Origin of the sequence: Dyella sp. SG609, assembly GCF_012275375.1 — a bacterium.
GTDB lineage: Bacteria > Pseudomonadota > Gammaproteobacteria > Xanthomonadales > Rhodanobacteraceae > Dyella_D > Dyella_D marensis.
This window is the reverse complement of sequence record NZ_JAAZQJ010000003.1, coordinates 47,281-65,497: the sequence shown is the minus strand read 5'-3', so window position 1 is coordinate 65,497 and position 18,217 is coordinate 47,281. Positions and strand designations below refer to the sequence as shown.

15 protein-coding genes are annotated in these 18,217 nt (G+C 67.8%); all 15 read right to left on the bottom strand.

The annotated features are described in order from the left end of the window. Positions 1–71: 71 nt before the first annotated feature. Positions 72–2,039, bottom strand: coding sequence for an asparagine synthase (glutamine-hydrolyzing) (gene asnB / locus FHW85_RS06605; RefSeq protein ID WP_168647759.1), 1,968 nt, complete (start codon positions 2,037–2,039; stop codon positions 72–74). Continuing rightward, on the bottom strand, positions 2,039–3,124 hold the full coding sequence (locus FHW85_RS06600; RefSeq protein ID WP_210427723.1) for a glycosyltransferase family 4 protein: 1,086 nt from the start codon (positions 3,122–3,124) through the stop codon (positions 2,039–2,041). The genes asnB and FHW85_RS06600 overlap by 1 nt, the downstream gene beginning before the upstream one ends. After that, on the bottom strand, positions 3,121–4,428 hold the full coding sequence (locus FHW85_RS06595) for a hypothetical protein (RefSeq protein ID WP_167257108.1): 1,308 nt from the start codon (positions 4,426–4,428) through the stop codon (positions 3,121–3,123). Before FHW85_RS06595 ends, FHW85_RS06600 begins: the two co-directional genes overlap by 4 nt. Next, a complete protein-coding gene (locus FHW85_RS06590; RefSeq protein ID WP_168647758.1) occupies positions 4,425–5,687 on the bottom strand; it encodes a glycosyltransferase in 1,263 nt (420 codons plus the stop codon). Before FHW85_RS06590 ends, FHW85_RS06595 begins: the two co-directional genes overlap by 4 nt. Then, positions 5,684–7,153 carry a lipopolysaccharide biosynthesis protein gene (locus tag FHW85_RS06585; protein ID WP_168647757.1) on the bottom strand — a complete coding sequence of 490 codons (1,470 nt, stop codon included), beginning with the start codon at positions 7,151–7,153 and terminating at the stop codon, positions 5,684–5,686. The genes FHW85_RS06590 and FHW85_RS06585 overlap by 4 nt, the downstream gene beginning before the upstream one ends. Then, entirely contained in the window at positions 7,150–8,400 is a 1,251-nt protein-coding gene (locus FHW85_RS06580) for a glycosyltransferase (RefSeq protein ID WP_168647756.1), read from the bottom strand. The genes FHW85_RS06585 and FHW85_RS06580 overlap by 4 nt, the downstream gene beginning before the upstream one ends. A gap of 4 nt (positions 8,401–8,404) precedes the next feature. After that, positions 8,405–8,896: an acyltransferase gene (locus FHW85_RS06575; RefSeq protein ID WP_167257112.1), complete on the bottom strand. Its 492-nt coding sequence runs from the start codon at positions 8,894–8,896 to the stop codon at positions 8,405–8,407. A 5-nt stretch (positions 8,897–8,901) separates the two neighbouring features. Then, complete coding sequence (locus FHW85_RS06570) at positions 8,902–9,993, bottom strand: DegT/DnrJ/EryC1/StrS family aminotransferase (protein WP_168647755.1); 1,092 nt, start codon at positions 9,991–9,993, stop codon at positions 8,902–8,904. Next, positions 9,990–10,577: a UDP-2-acetamido-3-amino-2,3-dideoxy-D-glucuronate N-acetyltransferase gene (gene wbpD, locus FHW85_RS06565; RefSeq protein WP_168647754.1), complete on the bottom strand. Its 588-nt coding sequence runs from the start codon at positions 10,575–10,577 to the stop codon at positions 9,990–9,992. The genes FHW85_RS06570 and wbpD overlap by 4 nt, the downstream gene beginning before the upstream one ends. Positions 10,578–10,584: 7 nt before the next feature. After that, entirely contained in the window at positions 10,585–11,538 is a 954-nt protein-coding gene (locus FHW85_RS06560; protein WP_168647753.1) for a Gfo/Idh/MocA family oxidoreductase, read from the bottom strand. Further along, positions 11,535–12,581 (bottom strand): NAD-dependent epimerase, encoded by a 1,047-nt coding sequence (locus FHW85_RS06555; RefSeq protein WP_168647752.1) that lies wholly within the window; start codon positions 12,579–12,581, stop codon positions 11,535–11,537. The genes FHW85_RS06560 and FHW85_RS06555 overlap by 4 nt, the downstream gene beginning before the upstream one ends. After that, a complete protein-coding gene (gene tviB / locus FHW85_RS06550; protein ID WP_167257117.1) occupies positions 12,581–13,858 on the bottom strand; it encodes a Vi polysaccharide biosynthesis UDP-N-acetylglucosamine C-6 dehydrogenase TviB in 1,278 nt (425 codons plus the stop codon). The genes FHW85_RS06555 and tviB overlap by 1 nt, the downstream gene beginning before the upstream one ends. 339 nt (positions 13,859–14,197) lie before the next feature. Continuing rightward, positions 14,198–16,402: a polysaccharide biosynthesis tyrosine autokinase gene (locus tag FHW85_RS06545; RefSeq protein ID WP_167257118.1), complete on the bottom strand. Its 2,205-nt coding sequence runs from the start codon at positions 16,400–16,402 to the stop codon at positions 14,198–14,200. After that, entirely contained in the window at positions 16,399–16,863 is a 465-nt protein-coding gene (locus tag FHW85_RS06540; protein ID WP_343203616.1) for a low molecular weight protein-tyrosine-phosphatase, read from the bottom strand. The genes FHW85_RS06545 and FHW85_RS06540 overlap by 4 nt, the downstream gene beginning before the upstream one ends. A gap of 299 nt (positions 16,864–17,162) precedes the next feature. Further along, positions 17,163–18,149, bottom strand: a complete 987-nt coding sequence (locus FHW85_RS06535; RefSeq protein WP_168647751.1) for a fumarylacetoacetate hydrolase family protein — start codon at positions 18,147–18,149, stop codon at positions 17,163–17,165. Positions 18,150–18,217: the final 68 nt, after the last annotated feature.

Genomic DNA, 18,217 nt, shown 5'->3' with positions numbered 1-18,217 from the left:
GCTCCGGGGATAAGGGTCGCTCGCGCGGCTGCGCCACAGGCGGCGCATGCGCCTTCCTGCCGTGGCCGCGTTCATGCCGTTTCCCCCTGTTCGGCGCCCAGCCAGGCCTGGAACATCAATACGTTCCACAGCTGGTGCTGCCAGTTGCGCTTGCCGCTCAGATGCTCCTGCCAGACGCGCCGGATCGGCGCGTGGCGCAGATAGCCTTCGCGGCGCAGGCGTCCTTCGTCGAGCAGGCTTTCCGCCCAGTCGCGCAAAGGTCCGCGCAGCCAGCTGTCGAGCGGCACGCCGAAGCCCTGCTTCGGGCGTTCGATCAATTCCTTCGGCACATGCCGGTACAGCACCTGGCGCAGCAGCCACTTGCCCTGGCCGTCGCGGATCTTCAGATGCAGCGGCATGCGCCAGGCCAGCGAGACCACGCGCGGATCGAGCAGGGGCACGCGCGTCTCCAGGCTGTTGGCCATGGCCGCGCGGTCCACCTTCACCAGGATGTCGTCGGCCATATAGGCCTGCGCATCCATCGCCATCATCCAGTGCTCGAAGCTGTCGGTCTGCGGCCAGGCCTGCGGATCGGTCAGCAAGGTCGCCGGTTCCGCCGCGCCGTGCACGAGGTGTTCCGGCTCGCTCCACTGGCTGGTGAGCTGGTGGAAGAACTGCTGCCCGCTGGAAAGCGCGAGCACGCCGGCCAGCTTCTGCGCCTTGTCGCCCGGCGTGGCCACGTGCATGCGCTTAGGTAAAAGCACGCGGGCGCGTTCGTACCACCTGTCCCAGGTGGCCGGCGGCACCGCGCGCAGGGCGCCAGCGGCGGCGTGGCGCACAAACGACGGCAGGCGTTGCATGCGTTCCCACACCCGCCGCGCGGCGAGGTAACGGTTGTAGCCGCCGAACAGCTCGTCGCCGGCATCGCCGCTGAGCGCGACGGTGACATGGCGGCGCGCCAGCTGGCTGACCAGGTAAGTGGGAATCTGCGAACTGTCGGCGAACGGCTCGCAGAACATGCCGGGCAGCTTGGGGATCACCGCCAGCGCATCGTCGGGCCGCACGTACAGCTCGGTGTGCTCGGTACCCAGGTGCGCGGCCACTGCCTTGGCATGCGTGGCTTCGTCGTAGCCGTCCTCGCCGAAACCGATGGTGAAGGTCTTTACCGGGCGGCTGCTCTGCTTCTGCATCAGCGCGACGATGGTGCTGCTGTCGATGCCGCCACTCAAGAAGGCGCCCAGCGGCACGTCCGCCAGCATCTGCGCGCGCACGCTCTGCGCGATCTGCGACTCCAGCGCGTCCACGGCCTCCTGCTCGCTGCCGAAGAACGGCTCGGCCATGCCTTCGGCGACCACGTCGTTGTAGCGCCAGTACGGCTGCGGCTCCGCTTCGCGCGGACCGCCCGCCTGCAGCCGCAGCACATGGCCCGGCCGCAGCTTGGCCACGCCGCGGTAGATGCTGTACGGCGCCGGCACGCAGTTGTGGCGCAGCAGCAGGGTGAGCGCGTCGCGGTCGACGTCGGGGCGGAAACCCTCGTACGCCTTCAGCGCCTTCAGCTCGGAACCGAACACCAGCGCCTCGCCCTGCCAGCCGTAGTACAGCGGCTTCTCGCCCAGGCGGTCGCGCGCCAGCGCGAGGCTGCGGTCGCGGCGGTCCCACAGTGCCAGAGCGAACATGCCGATGCAGGCCTTGAGCGCGGCTTCCAGTCCCCACGCGGCGATGCAGGCCACCAGGGTTTCGGTGTCCGAGTGGCCACGCCATGCCGGCGCGTTGCCTTCGGCGGCCAGGCGTGCGCGCAGGTCGAGATGGTTGTAGATCTCGCCGTTGAACACCGCCGTATAGCGGCCGCAGGCCGAATACATCGGCTGATGCCCGGCCGGCGAGAGATCGATGATCGCCAGGCGCCGCTGCGCCAATGCGATGCCGGAAGCCTCATCGGCCCACACGCCGCCGTCGTCCGGGCCACGATGCAGCAGGCGCGCGGTCATCGCCAGCGCCTGGCGCTCCAGCCGCCCGCGCGGCGCGCCGGCAGGTATCCACAATCCGGCGATGCCGCACATCAGCGTGCCTCCGCGTTGCGCAGCACGTCGGCCAGGCGCGGGGCCTGCGAGGCGAGGCTGTAATGGTCTTCCACCCGGTGGCGGCCGGCGCGCCCCTGGCGCGCGCGCAGCTCGGGGCTGCCGATCAGCTGGCGCAGGCCCTGGCGCCAGTCCTCATCGTTGGAGGCGAGAAAGCCGTTGTCGCCGTGCCGCACGATGTCCGCGTTGACGCCTACGGGCGAGGCGACCACCGGCAACCCGCAGGCCATGTACTGGATGATCTTGTAGCCGCACTTGCCGCGTTCCCACGGTCCGTCGCGCAGCGGCATGATGCCGACGTCCATCTGGGCGATCAGCTCGGCTTCGGTTTCCTCGGACCAGGGCAGCACGTCCACCGCCACGCCCTCGAACTGCGCCGCCACTTCGGGCCGCGCGCCGACCAGCAGCACGCGTGCCGCGCCGCCGGCGCACACGTCCATCAGCACGTCGCGCAGGTCCAGGGCGTAATGCTCGGTGGCCGGCGAGCCGATCCAGCCGATCACCGGCTGCGCGCGGCCGCCATGCTCCACCGTGTCGTAGCGCAATTCGTCCACCACCGTGGGGATGATCTCCACCCGGCCCGCCTTGGCCTGCTCGGCGCGCGCGGCGAGGTACGGATTGCCGGCGATCACGCAGGCGGAGCGCGCCATCACGCGGTCGATCTTGCGGCCGAGCACGCGGCGCACCACGGGGCTGGGCGAGAGATCGTACTTGTGGAACAGCGCGTCGTCGTAGTCCACCACGTAGGGCCGCGCATGGCGCGACAGCAGCGCTTCCAGGCCGTAGGGCAGGTACGGAAACAGCTCGCCCTCGATCCAGGCCAGGTCGTGGTCGCTGTTGCGCATCAGTTCGGCGATGCGCCGGCCGTAATAGCGCCACGCGGTGTACCTGGTCGCCTGCGGGCGCCCGCCGTAGAGACCTTCCAGATACGAATCCGGAAACAGCTCGTGCACGTCCACGTCGATGCCTCGACGTTCCAGCTCTTCCAGGTACTGCAGGCTGCGCAGGCGCGTGCTGGGCCCCAGCCTGGAGTAACGGGCGAACAGGATCACCTTCAGACGCTTCATGCAGGCACGCGCTCCACCCCGGCGGGGTATTCCACGAACAGCGCCACCAGCGGGATGGTGTACATCCACTGGAACGCGAACGCTTCGATATAAGGATTGGTATTGGAGGCGATGAACGCGGCCACGAAGGCGCTGAACAGGAACTTGTGGTGCGGCGGCAGCTGCCTGGCCCTGGCCAGGCGCAGCACGCGCACGATGTAGACGAAGAACGGGAACGCATACACCGCCGCGCCCAGCAGGCCCACGCGGTAGATGGTGGCCAGCCACACCAGCTCGTAGCGCCACGGGTATTCGGCGCTGCTGACGAAGCTCACGCCCTTGCCGTGGCCCGCCCCGATGCCGCCATTGTCGAGAATGCCCTGGAACAGCGAACCGGCCATGCCCACGCGCGAGGTGCCGCCGCCGGAGCTGATCTTGTCGGCGAAGCTGTCGTAGATCACGTCCAGGCGCACGCTGGTATAGGTCTGCAGCAGCACCACCACCGCGACCATGCCCACCAGCATCGGCAGGCCCACCTTGATCATGCGCGACAGCGGCGAGGTCAGGCTGCGATGGAAGCCGAGCGTGCGCGGCGCCAGCAGGCGCCCCAGCACCCAGCCCACCGGAATGGCCAGGATCAGCGCCGAACGGCCCGAGGTCACCGCGCAGACGAAGATCATCGCCAGCACCGCCATGCGCAGCAGGCGGCTGCGGATCAGTTCGGGCGAGCTGTAGAAACCGCCCGCCAGGAAGATCAGCGAGCCGTACACGTGCATGATCGCGCCGGCGAAGCCGCCCTGCAGGTTGATGTTGGCCTGCCCCTTGAAGAAGAACGACACGGCGTCCGCGCCGTAGTGGAAGTACAGATAGAAGTACAAGGCCACGCTGGCGCAGGCGAACACGGTGAGGATCGCGAACCAGTCCACCAGCCGCTCCGGCCCCGGCGCGCGCATCAGCCCCGCGGCCACCAGCATCCACAGCAGCGGCGAGAGGATGTAGATCACCAGCATCTGCGCCGCGGCTTCCGGCGGCGCGTCGTTGAGATAGCCGACCGCGGTGTAGATCACGGTCACCATGGCCGTGCACACGTACAGCGCCAGCAGCTTCTTGAAGCCCAGGCCGAAGCGGAAGCCGGGCAGCGCCAGCACCGCGGTCAGGCCCAGCATCGCCGCGGTGGGCACCGGCAGCGAGTTGGGGATCACCACCGCCAGGAACAGCAGGCCGATCGCCGCCAGCAGGAACAGATGCCGGCGCGTGATGCTGCGCTCGCTCATCGGCACCGGGCTGCGCATGCCGCGCATCGAAGGAGAGAGGGACGGATTCATAGGGCCACCATGTCGGCGATCCAGCGATCCAGCACGCCGGCTTGCGCCACCTTGCTGTAGGCGCCGATGTCGCGGCGTCCTTCCGCCGGCGCGGCAATGATCCGGCGCAGGGCTTCGGCGCTTTCGCCGCCGCCTTGCGTCACCAGGGTCTGGCCGGCGCCGGTCTCGGCCAGGATCGACGAGGCCGCGTTCTCCACGCCCGACACGCACACCACCGGCACGCCCGAGGCCAGGTACTCGAACACCTTGCCGGTGGCGCAGCACACGCGGTTGCCGGTAAGCAGCAGCAGGCGGTCGCAGCGCTTCATCAGCTGCAGGGCCAGCCCGCGCCGCACCGGCTTGATGGTGGTGACGCCGAAGCGCGCGCGCTGCAGCGACTGCTGTTCGCGCTCGGTCAGCTCGCCCACGAACAGCACGTGGCGGCGCGCCTGGCCGTCCTCGATCGCGTTCATCAGCGACACGAAGCGGTCCAGGCTTTGCGACGCCGACGCATCGCTGGCGCCGACGCGGCCGAAATGGCCGATCAGCATGGCGCCTGGCGGAATCTGGCGCGCCAGCAGGGCGGCGGCTTCCTGCGCGTCCTCGTCCATATGCGCGGCGAAGTCGTCCGGATCGAAGCCGTTCGGCAGCAGGCCGACGCGCTTGCCCGGATAGCGGCGCGCGAAATCTTCCACCAGCGCGGGGCTCACCGAGGTGACCAGGCTGGCCGCTTCGATCACGCGCGCCTCGATCATGCGGCGCGCGGCGTCGGCGACGCGGCCGGCGCGGCCCAGCGGCTCGAACACCAGGCCGTCGCGGAAATCCTGGATGCACGGCAGGCCGTGGCGCGAAGCCAGGCTGGATGCGGCGATCAATGCGTCGATCGGCGAGTAGGTGCCCACGGCCACGCAGCGTTCGCCGGCGGCGATGCGTTCGCCGCAGCGGCGGTCCGCCTCGGCCAGCGCATTGACCAGCCACGGGCGGCGCGCGGCGGAGCCGCGCGCCAGCGGCGAGAACGGCAGGGCCGGCACGAAGGCCGAGGCCATGCTCAGCAGCGACGACGCCAGCGAGGACTCGCTGCCCACGCAATGCCCCGGCAGCGGAATCACTTCCACCGCGGGCGAGCCGGCCACGACAGGCGCGGCGCCATGCGCGCGCGCCAGCACGTGGACGCGGTAGCGATCCGCGTCCAGGTATTTCACCAGGCCCTTGAAACGCTGCGCCGCCACGTTGCCGGTCGCATGATGGGCCGCGAACAGGAAAAGATTGACCTTGCTCATTGCACTCCATTCCTGCGCAGCTGCGGCGATACGTTCGCCGCGCGCAGCCGCGCACCCTGCATCAGCTTTACGCTGGCCTGCAGCGCCAGCGCCAGCGAAGGACGGAACCAGGCCAGCGACAGCAGGCCCAGGCCCGCCCACAGCCACAGGAACAGCCCGCGGTGGCGCTCGCCGGACAGCACGAAGGCCACCGCCAGGCCGGTCGCCGCCGAGGTCGCCAGATACAGCCGCGCGCGCGGCACGGGGCGCCACACACGGCACGAGAATTCGGTGCGCACGATCAGGAACAGCAGGAACGACACCGCGGTGGAAATCGCCGCGCCGCCCGCGCCCAGCCGCGGCACCAGCAGATAGTTGCCCGCCACGTTCAGCGCCGCCGCCAGGAACGAAGCCAGCATCGAATACAGGCTGCGCCGCGCGAGGCTGATGCCCACCGCGGCGCATTCCGACAGCGCATACAGCAGCGGCGGCGCCAGGCTGGCGGCGACGATGTACTGCACGCGGTCGTAAGTCGAAGGCAGCACCAGGGCCAGCACCCAGGACAGCAGGCCGGTGGCGACGAAGATCAGCACCACCGCGGCCAGCAGATGGCCGGTGACCGCGTCGATCTTTGCCTGCGCATCGCCTTCGGCGGCCCAGCGGTAGACGGTCGGCGCCCACACGGTGGAGAAGATGCTGGACACGATGCCGGCCGCGGCCGCGATGCTGGCCGCCACCGAGAACACGCCAAGCTCGGTCAGCGTCGACAACTGGCGCAGGAACACCCTATCCATCGCCATCAGCGCCCAGGATGCGACGCCGCCGAAGATCAGCGGAAAACCGAACGCCATCAGCGGGCGCAGCCGCCGCCGGTCCAGCCGCGCCGCCAGCGCCGGCACCCAGGCATGCCGCGTGTTCCACGCATAGGCGAACATCACCGCGACGATCGACAGCGTGTACGCGGCCAGCAGCATGAAGAAGGTGCGCCCCGGCACCGCCAGCGCATACGCCACCACCAGGGCCAGGAACAGCAGCTTCGGCAGCACCTGGCTCATGGAGAAGGCGAAGCCCTTCTCTTCCATGCGCAGGATCACCGACAGGAAGCGCGAGACGAAGGTGGCAAAGATCGAAGCCGCGGCGATCGCGCTGAGCGCGCCGTCGTCCACCGCGAACAAGGCCTGCGACAACAAGCCCGGCGCCATGCCCAGCAGCGCCGCCAGCAGCACGCCCAGCACGACCAGGCCCGGCAGCGCCGCCGCCTTCAGCAACGCGGGCTTGTCGGCGGACTCGTGGTACTCGCGCGCATAGCTCTGATCCAGCCCGAAGGTGAACAGGATCACCGCGAAGTTGGTCGCCACCTGCAGCATGGAGATGCGGCCGATGTCCTCGGCGCTGAAGAACCAGGCCAGCATCGGCAGGGTGACAAAGCCGACCGCCGCCGAACCGAGCGGACCGAGCGCGAAGCCGAGCAGCTTGTTCTTGTTCACTGGCCGACCGCCTTGCGCAGCGGCACGACCACGCGATCGTGCGCGGCGGGCAGTTTCCGTCCCGCCGCCGCTTCGTAGGTTTCGCGCAGGCGAGCCACCACGGCGGCTTCGCCGAAGCGCGCCAGGCAGGCCTGGCGGATGGCCGCCGCATCGTAATGGCCGATATTCGCGCGCAATTCGTGCATGGCCCGCGCCAGTGCGTCGATGTCGTCCACCGGCACCAGCAGGCCGTCGCGCGCGGTGACGATGCCTTCCGGGCCGCCGCAGCGCGTGGCCACCACCGGGCGGCCCATCGCCAGCGCTTCCACGATGGCGACGCCGAAGGTTTCGTAGCGGCTGGGATGCACCAGGGCCTGCACGCGCGCCAGTTCCTCCGCCACCTGCTGGCGCGTCAGCGCGCCGAGGAAGGCGACGCGGTCGGCGATGCCCAGCTGCGCGGCGAGTTTCTCCAGCCGCGCGCGTTCCGGCCCATGCCCGCCGATGCGCAGGCGCACGCCCGGCTCGCTGGCGAAGCCGCGCGCGAAGGCCTCGAACAGCAGGTGGATGCCTTTGTTCTCGTTGAGGCCACCCACGGTAAGAAAAGTGAAGTCGCCGCCGACCGCCGGCTCGCCCAGCGGGCGCTCGCCGAACGAGGCGTCGACGATGTTCGGCATCACCTCCCACGATCCCGCGTCGGCGCCGAAATAGCCTTCCAGGAAACCACCGAAGGATGCGCTCACCGCAAAGCGCCGCCGCGCCTCGCGCGCCGCCTCGCGGGCGATGCGCGCCTGCGTGCGGCTGACCCGGCCGCGCGGATACATCGAGCTGTGCTCGGTCAGCACGTACGGCACGCCTTCGCGCAGCCAGATCTGCCGCGCCAGCGCGCCGCCGTACAGCGCGGCATGCGCGTGCACCACGTCCGGGCGCCCGAACTCGGCCACGTAGCGCCGATAAAGCTTCAGCCCATGGCGCACCCACCATGCGGCGGCGGCGCCGTGCAGCAGCGGGAACGGATTGACGCCCGGCGAGCGCAGCACCGGCATGCCCTGGTCGAACTCGCGGCGCAGTCCGCGTTCGCCGCCGGCCGGGCCGCGCCAGTGGCGCAGCGAGCGCAGCTGCGGATAGATCACGCCCACTTTGCAGCCATGCCAGTGCAGGGCCAGCGCCTGTTCGCGGAAGAAGCTGCCGCTGATGTCGCCGGGCCGGGCCGGATACCAGGACGGTATGACCAGCACGTGGATGTCGTCGCGAGTGGCAGGCGTGCGCATGGCCTCAGCGCTCCCGGATGACCCGGGCGGGAATGCCGGCGATGATCTGGTTGCCGGCGAAGGACCGGGTCACCACCGAATTGGCGCCGACGATGATGCGGTCGCCCAGCACCACGCCTTCGCGGATAAACACGTTGTCGCCGATCCAGCAGTCGTCGCCGATCACGATGTCGCGCTCGACGTGGCGCAGCGGACCTTCGGCATTGGTGGTCGGCTTGGCCGGGTCGTGCGTGAGCGCCTTGATCGACACATTGTAGCCGATGGCGCAGCCGCGCCCGATCACCACGCGCGAACCCGGCCCGCAGGACAGGTGCGCCTGGTTGAGATAGCTGTGCTCGCCGATGCGGAAGTTCTCCTTCGGCCCGATCAGCTTGCTGCCCAGCCCCACCGTGGCGGAGGCCGCCACGCCCGGGTAGCCGCGCAGGCGCCGCGCATGGCTGCGGCGCTCCGCCCAGTTCACGGAGCCGCTGATGCAGCGGGCGAGCAGGTCAATCACGGCGCCTACCTCGCCGGTACCGCGGCGAGACCCTCGACGATCGTCGCGATCTGCGCCTCGGACAGGTACGGATGCATCGGCAGGCTGAGCACTTCGCGTGCGGCCTGGTCGCCGACCGGCAGTTGCGCGTCCGCGTCGGCCACTGCCGGCTGCCGGTTCAGCGGCACGGGGTAATGCACCACGGTCGGCACGCCGGCTTCCTTCAGCCGCGCCTGCAGCGCTTCGCGCTCCTCCACGCGGATGGTGTACTGCGCATACACGCTGAGGTTGTGCGACTCGACGAACGGCGGTGCTACGCCGGCCTCGCCCAGGTGCCGCGCATACGCCGCCGCCACCTGCTGGCGCTGGCGGATCTCCTCATCCAGGATCGCCAGCTTCGGCAGCAGGATCGCCGCCTGCAGCGTATCCAGGCGGCTGTTCATGCCGACCCGCGCGTGGTGGTAGCGGCGATCCTGGCCGTGCCGCGCGATCTGGCGCATGGCGGTGGCCAGTGCGTCGTCGTTGGTGAACATCGCGCCGCCATCGCCATAGCAGCCCAGCGGCTTGCTCGGGAAGAAGCTGGTGCAGGCGATGGTGCTGAGATTGCAGGAACGGCGGCCCTTGTAGTTGGCGCCGAAGCTCTGCGCGGCGTCCTCGATCACCGGCAGGCCGTGGCGCGCGGCGATCGCATTGATCGCGTCGGCGTCCATGCACTGGCCGTAGATGGATACCGGCATGATGGCGCGGGTGCGCGGCGTGATGGCCGCCTCCAGCAGGGCCGGATCCATCAGATAGGTATGCGGATCGATATCCACGTACACCGGCTTCGCATGCAGGATCGCCGCCGTTTCGGCGGTGGCGATAAAGGTGAAGCCCGGCATGATCACTTCGTCGCCCGGCCCCACGCCCAGCGCCATCAGCGCGATCTGCAGCGCGTCGGTGCCGTTGGCGCAGCTGATGCAGTGCTTCGCGCCCACGTAGGCGGCGAGCTTTTCTTCCAGCTCCGCCACCTCGGGCCCGAGGATGAACTGCCCGTGCGCGAGCACGCGCTGGATGCCCTCGTCGATCTGCGCCTTGATGCGCGCCTGCTGCGCCTTGAGGTCGATGAAGTCGATCACGCGGTGACCTCCTCGCGCCCGACCCGGCCCTCGCGCAGCACATAGCGCTTGCCGGTATGCGGGCACAGCGCTTCGCCGGAGCCGCTGAGCGGCAGGTCGAGCTGCTCGCCGTATTCGCTCATCCAGCCGATCTGGCGCGCCGGCACGCCGACCATCAGCGCATAGGCCGGCACGTCCTGGGTCACCACCGCGCCGGCGCCGACAAAGGCGTACTCGCCCACGGTGACGCCGCAGACGATGGTGCAGTTGGCGCCCAGGGTGGCGCCGCGCCTGACCAGGGTGTCGCGGTATTCGTCCTTGCGCTCGATCAGCGAGCGCGGGTTGTAGACATTGGTGAACACCATGCTGGGGCCGCAGAACACACCCTCTTCCAGCGTCACGTTGTCGTACACCGACACGTTGTTCTGCACCTTGCAGTGGTCGCCGATCACCACGCGGTTGCCGACGAACACGTTCTGCCCCAGCGACACGCCCTTGCCGATGCGCGCGCCGCCGCAGACGTGGACGAAATGCCATACGCGCGAGTCGTCGCCGATCTGGGCGCCGTCGTCGACGATCGCGCTGGGATGTTGGTAATAGGCCATAAGCGCCTCAGCCGGCATTGCGTGTGAGGAAGGGGTGGTATTCGCCGCGCAGGCCGACCGGCGCCGCGTGGCGGATATCCGACACCGTGGTGATGGCGCAGCGGTTTTCCTCCAGCCCGAAGCCGCGGCCGGCCAGGATCTCCTGGTAGCTGCGCGTGTGCAGGTCGGTGAAGCCGCCGGAGAACTCGATCTCCTCGCCGTCCACCGTGATGGAGCGGTAGGTGCGCTGGCCGGCCAGGCGCTGCGCGGCGGGCACGTCTTCCACGTCCACCGAGAGGAACCAGCGCACGCGGCCATGCTCGTATTCCAGATAGCCGCCGGCCTTGGTGTCGGACAGCTGGTGCACCACGTTCTGCTGCAGTTCGCCGAAGATGAAATGCAGCATGTCGAAGAAATGCACGCCGATATTGGTGGCGATCCCGCCGGACTTCTTGGCGTCGCCCTTCCACGACTGCAGGTACCAGTGGCCGCGCGACGTCACATAGGCCAGATCCACCTCGTGCTTGGCGGCGCGCTTGGAGGAACGCACTTTCTCGCGCAGCGCCACGATGGCCGGGTGCAGGCGCAGCTGCAGGATGGTGTTGATCTTGCGTCCGGTGTCCTGCTCGATCTCGCGCAGGCCGTCGATATTCCACGGATTGAGCACCAGCGGCTTCTCGCATATGGCGTCGGCGCCGGAGCGCATGGCGAAGCGCATATGCGAGTCGTGCAGGTAGTTGGGCGAGCAGATCGCCACATAGTCGGCGCGCTGCGGATGGCTGGCGCGGCGCATCTTGTCGATATGGCGGTCGAAGCGCTCGAATTCGGTGAAGAAGTCGGCCTCGGGGAAGTAGCTGTCGATCACGCCGACCGAATCGTTCGGGTCATAGGCGGCCACCAGCTTGTTGCCGGTGTCGCGGATGGCCTGCATGTGGCGCGGGGCGATATAGCCGGCGGCGCCGATCAAAGCAAAGTTCTTCATGAAGCGACTCCTGCGACGGCCGCGCGGGGAGCCGCGGCGGGGTAATAGGTTCGATACCAGTCCACGAAGGCCGCGATGCCCTGCTCCACCGACACCTTCGGCCGGTAGCCCACGGCCTCGACCAGGCTCGATACGTCCGCCTCGGTCTCGGGCACGTCGCCGGCCTGCAGCGGCAGCATTTCCATGGTGGCTTTGCGCCCGAGGCACTGCTCCAGCACCTCGATGTAGCGCAGCAGTTCCACCGGCTGCTCGTTGCCGATGTTGTAGAGGCGGTAGGGCGCGACGCCGCTGGTGGCGGGGTCCGGGCGCATGGCGTCCCATGCCTGGTCCTTGCCGGCCACGGTGTCGAGGGCGCGCACCACGCCTTCGACGATGTCGTCGATATACGTGAAGCTGCGCTTGTGCCGGCCTTCGTTGAACACACGGATCGGTTCGCCCGCAAGGATGGCCTTGGTGAACAGGAACAGCGCCATGTCCGGCCGGCCCCAGGGACCGTACACGGTAAAGAAGCGCAGGCCCGTGGCCGGCAGCCCATACAGATGGGCGTAGCTGTGCGCCATCTGCTCGTTGGCTTTCTTGGTGGCGGCGTAGAGCGTCAGCGGATGCTCGGCCGGGCGGTGCTCGGAGAACGGCAGGTCGCGGTTGGCGCCGTAGACCGAGCTGGTCGAGGCGAATACCAGATGTTCCACGCCGTGGTGGCGGCAGCCTTCCAGCACGTGCAGGAAGCCGGTGACGTTGCTGCTCACGTACACATGCGGATTGGTGGCGGCGTAGCGCACGCCGGCCTGCGCGGCGAGATTCACCACGCGCTGCGGGCGATGGTCGGCGAACAGCTTTTCCATGGCGTTGCGGTCGGCCAGATCGGCCTTGACATGCGTATAGCCCGGGAAAGCCTGCACGCGTGCCAGACGCGCCTTCTTCAAGCCCACGTCGTAGTAGTCGTTGAGGTTGTCCACACCGATCACTTCGTCGCCGCGCGCCAGCAGCTTGCGTGCGACGTGCGAACCGATAAAGCCTGCCGTGCCGGTCACCAGGATTTTCATCACAACCTCCCGTCTACCGCCTCGCGCGGCAGTACGTACTTCACGTCGTAGACCACCGATTCGGGCTTGCCGTAGCTGCGGATGCCCGCGGCGCCCTGCGAGGCGAACTCGCGATGGCCCACGGCCACGATCACGGCGTCGTACGAGCCGCGCGAGGGATCGCCGATCGTCGCCAGGCCGTATTCGTGCCGGCACTCGTCCGCGTCCACCCAGGGATCGTGGACATCCACCTCGGCGTTGTAGTCGCGCAAGGCCTGCACGATGTCGATCACGCGGGTGTTGCGCAGGTCCGGGCAGTTCTCCTTGAAGGCCAGGCCCAGCACCAGCACTTTCGCGCGCACCGGGTTGATGCCCTTGCGCACCATCAGGCGCACCACTTCACCGGCCACGTAGGGACCCATGCCATCGTTGGTGCGCCGGCCCGCCAGGATCACATCCGGGTGGTGCCCTACTTCCTGCGCCTTGTGCGTCAGGTAATACGGATCGACGCTGATGCAATGGCCGCCGACCAGGCCCGGACGGAATGGCAGGAAGTTCCACTTCGTGCCCGCCGCTTCCAGCACTTCGAGCGTGTCGATGCCCAGCTTGTTGAACAGCATCGCCAGGTCGTTCACCAGCGCGATATTGAGGTCGCGCTGGGTGTTCTCGATCACCTTCGCCGCCTCGGCCACCTTGATGCTGCTGGCCTTGTGCGTGCCGGCGGTGATGATGCTGGAGTACAGCGCGTCGACGTAGCTCGCCGCTTCCGGCGTGGAGCCGGAGGTGACCTTGAGGATCGTCGTCACGCGATGCTGCTTATCGCCCGGGTTGATTCGCTCCGGGCTGTAGCCGGCGAAGAAATCCTGGTTGAACTTCAGGCCCGAGCCGGCTTCCAGCAGCGGCACGCACACCTCTTCGGTGCAGCCTGGATAGACCGTGGACTCGTACACCACCACGTCGCCGCGCTTGAGCACCGTCGCCAGCATCTGGCTGGCCTTGACCAGCGGCCCCAGGTCCGGCCGCTTGGCCGCGTCGATCGGCGTGGGCACCGTCACGATATAGACGTTGCGGTCGCGCAGGTCTTCCAGCGCGTCGCTGTAGCGCAGCCGCGTGGCGGACTGCAGTTCCTCGGCTTCCACTTCCAGCGTCGAATCTTTTCCGGCACGCAGTTCTTCCACCCGCGCGGTGCGGATATCGAAGCCCACCGTGTCGTACTTCTTGCCGAATTCCACGGCCAGGGGGAGGCCGACGTAGCCCAGGCCGATGACGGCAATCTTGGCATTGATCACTTGCTGCATCCGATCTTCCAGATAGTGGCGGTCCGGCGTCTTAGCCTGTGTCGATGGACCGTGAAGGGGAGAGCCTCTCGGCTCGGCTGCGAACACGAGAGCCACGTACTGTGGCAAGCGCTTCTTTACTCACACCTGAAGCACGACGACGCGTGCGCGACGCATTTCAGATACAGCGAAACGCATCAACGTTTAGCCGTCCAAACGTCCAGATGTTCGCCTGCACTCTTGACAGGTTCATGAAGCGTGACGGCCAAATTCACGACGCGCATCGCAAATCCGCTCGCGCGCAACACCGCCATTCATGCGCGGGCGGAGCCATCGCGGCTCCGCTCGCGCGCCCGCTGCTTACGTGCCGTTCTTGTATTCGTAGTAGCCGTACGAGTAGTAGCCGCTGCTGCGGCGCTCGACCGCGTTGAAGATGGCGCCCTTGATCTCCACGCCGTTCTGCGCAAAGCGCTGGCGGGCCAGGGCGATTTCGCGCGCCTGATTGAGGCCGAAGCGCACCACCAGCAGGCAGGTGCCGGCCATGTGGCCGATGATCGAGGCATCCGTCACCGCCAGGATCGGCGGCGTATCGATCAGCACCAGGTCGTAGCGCGGCATCAGCTGCTCCATGACCTCGGCGAAACGCTGGTTCATCAGCAGCTCCGACGGGTTCGGCGGCACCTTGCCGCGCGCGATGTAGTGCAGGTTTTCCAGCGAGGCCAGCGGGCGGATCGCCGTGTCCACGTCGATCTGGCCGGAAATCAGTTCGGACAGGCCATTGTTCGGCCGTCCGCCCATCACCTTGTGCAGCGTGCCCTTGCGCATGTCGCCGTCGATCACCAGCACGCGCTGCCCGGCCTGCGCCATCACCGCGGCGAGGTTGGCGGAAACGAAGGTCTTGCCGGCCTCCGGACTGGAGCCGGAGATCATCAGTACATTGTTCTTCGCCTCCATCCGGGCGAAATGCAGGCTGGTGCGCAGGCTGCGCAGGGCCTCGGTGGCCAGATCCGCCGGCGAACTGATCGCCAGCAGATGATGCCTGCCGTCGCCGCGCGCGTGGTCGGACAGGCCGATCTCGTGCTCGGTCGGGCTGACCGGCACCGAGGCATAGACCGGCAGGCCCAGCTGCTCGATCACCGAGGGCTCTTCCACGCCGCGGTTCAGCATCTGGCGCACGAACACCAGGCCGAAGGCGAGGAAGGCGCCGACAAACGTGCCGCCGAACACCACCAGCACCTTCTTCGGCTTCACCGGGCTGGTGACGTCCACCTGGGCGTTGTCGACGATATGCACGTTGCCGACCTTGCCGGCGCGCGCGATGTCCAGCTGCTGCGCCTGGTTGAGCAGGCCGGTGTAGGTCTGGTTGCTGACTTCGACGTCGCGGGTGAGCTTGAGCAGTTCCTGCTGGGTGTCGGGCAACACGCCGACCTGCTTGTCCATGTCGCTCTTCTGCGCCTCCAGCTGGCCGATCTGCTGCATCAGCGCTTTGTAGGCCGGATGCGCCGGCGTGAAGCGGCGCTGGATGTCGGCCTGCTGCATGCGCAGCTGCTGGATATTGGCCTCGACCGCCACGCTCTGGTCCAGCAGCGCCTTGGTCTGCATGGTGATGTCGACCGACTTGGCCTGGATCTGGAACGCATTGAGCGCGGCCTGCGCGCGGTCCAGGTCCTGCCGCACCTTGGGCAGCTGTTCCTGCACGAACTTCAGGCTGTTGGCCGCTTCGGCCGCGTTCCATTCCACGTTCTGGCGCACGTACCACTCGCTGACGCGGTCGAGCAGCGACACCGCGAGCCTGGCGTTGGCGTTCTGGTACGAGAGGCCGATGATGCCGGAGTCCTTGCCCTTCTCGGTGGCCTGGATGGCGGTCTGCAGCTGGTTGATGGTGGTGAGCGCGCGTTCGCGCCGCACGTCGAAGCGCGTGCCGGGATTGGCCTTGAGCACGCCGACCTGGAAAGTCACGCCGTGGCCGGTGGCGATCTGGCCGGGCGCGCCCTGCAGCAGTTCGTCGCCGTCGGGACTGAACAGCGTGTACGCGCCGTTCTCGCCGGCGATCAGCGTCATGGTCTTGCCGAGCAGGTCGTCCGGCACTTCGATGCGCTGCAGCTCCAGCTTCGAGCCGCCCCAGTCGTAACGGTTGAAACCGAGCAGCGGGCTGGCCAGTTCGCCAGGGTTGGCCGAAGCGAAGCGCCGCGCGATGCCGGTGCCGATCAGCGGGAAATGGCGCGCCGACACATTGATGTCGAGCTTCAGATCGTCCACCGCCTTGCCGATCACCGCGCGCGAGGTGATCAGCGCGATCTCGGTGTTGGCCTGCGAGTTGGACGCACCCAGCGTCTGGCTCAGTGCGCTGATGCCGGGCAGTTCGGGCACTTTCTGTTCCACCTGCACCATCGCGTCGGCCTGGTAGATCGGCGTGGCGAGCAAGGCGTAGGCGAGGCTGCAGGCGAGGAACAGGCCGGTGATGGCGAAGATCAGCCACTTGTTGTCGACCAGCGTGCCGAGAATCGCACCGAGGTCGAGTTCTTCGTCATTGCGCTGCTGGGTAACGGGGCGGGGATCGGTCATGAGGAGGCCGCTCTGGAGAAGGAGGGGGTCAGATACGGCTGCCAGCGCGCGATGGCCTGGTCGATCAGTCCGTAGACATGCTCGAAGGCCGGGCGCGATTGCCCGTACGGGTCTGGAATCTCCTTTTCACCTAGCCACTTGCCGAGCAGGAGCACTTTCCCGCTGGCCTCGGGCGCGAGGCGCGCAATGCGGGCGGCATGGCTTTTCTCCATCACCAGCACGAGGTCCACCTCGTGCAGCATCGACGGCTGCAGCTGGCGTCCGCGATGCGCGCTCGCATCGATGCCGTGCTCCGCAAGAAGCGCAGCCGCCGTGGCGTCCATGGGATGGTCTTCGAGCGCGCCCAGGCCGGCGCTCGATATCTCGAGCGAGGCATCGCACAGGCGATCCCTCAACAGGTATTCGGCGGTGGGGCTACGGCAAATGTTGCCCACACACACAAGCAGGATACGTTGGAACACAGCGTTGCCTGACTCTGCAAAAAGATGTGGAGGCCGCGCAATACGCGAACCCGAAACCGACATCCCCCTGTTTCGTCAAACCACTTCTGCCGGACGAAAACCGGGTCGATAGTAGAGGAATGTTCCGATGCGATGGCGAGAATCGCGTCGCGATCGTGCGCACTCGTACAGCCCACGTTAGGGGACGGGTTATATGCCTCTACATTTCCTGAACATGCAGCGCACATGAAAAGAGCCTGCAATGCAGGCTCTTCTGTGAAGGTTCCGTGTCCAGCTCGTGTCGAACGAGCGACGCCGTATCAGTGCGCTGGCGACGCAATAAGTTGCTCGATCGCACCGAAGATCGACACGTTGTCGCGATCCGTCACGTCGATGCGGATCACGTCGCCGTACTTCAGGAACGGTGTGCTCGGCTTGCCGTCGCGCAGGGTTTCGACCGTGCGCTGCTCGGCCAGACACGAAGCACCCTTGCCGGTGTCTTCGTTGGCGATGGTGCCGGAGCCGACGATGGTGCCCGCGGTGAGCGGACGCGTCTTCGCCGCATGCGCCACCAGCTGCGCGAAATCGAACTGCATGTCGACGCCGCATTCGGCTTCGCCGAACCAGGCGCCGTTGATCCAGGTGCGCATCGGCAGATGCAGCTTGTCGCCATGCCATGCGTCGCCGAGTTCGTCCGGCGTGACGAACACCGGCGACAGCGCCGAGCGCGGCTTGGACTGCAGGAAGCCGAAACCCTTGGCCAGTTCGTTCGGAATCAGGCCGCGCAGCGAGACGTCGTTGACCAGGCCGACCAGCTGGATGTGCTGCGCGGCCTGCGCGGGCGTCGCGGCCATCGGCACGTCGTCGGTGATCACCACGACTTCGGCTTCGAGGTCGATGCCGTAGTCCTCGCTGGGCACCAGCACCGGATCGCGCGGCGCCAGGAAGCCCGCGCTGGTGGCCTGGTACATCAGCGGGTCGACGTAGAACGACTCCGGCACTTCGGCGCCGCGCGCGCGGCGCACGCGCTCGACGTGCGGCAGGTAGGCGCTGCCGTCGACGAATTCATAGGCGCGCGGCAACGGCGCGGCCAGCGCGGCGACGTCGAGCGCGAACGCGCCCGCCGCGGTGCCGGCCTGCAGCTCGGCGTACAGCGCGTTCAGGCGCGGCGCGAGGTTCGACCAGTCGTCCAGCGCCGCCTGCAGCGTCGCGGCGATGCCGCTGGCCTTGACCGCGCGCGACAGGTCGCGGCTCACCACGACCAGGGTGCCGTCGCGCCCGCCTTCCTTGAGACTGCCCAGTTTCATAGCTTCACTCCGATCGCCGCGCCTTCAGCGGCAGCGTTCAACATTAATCGATGTGGGGATGGCTGCCC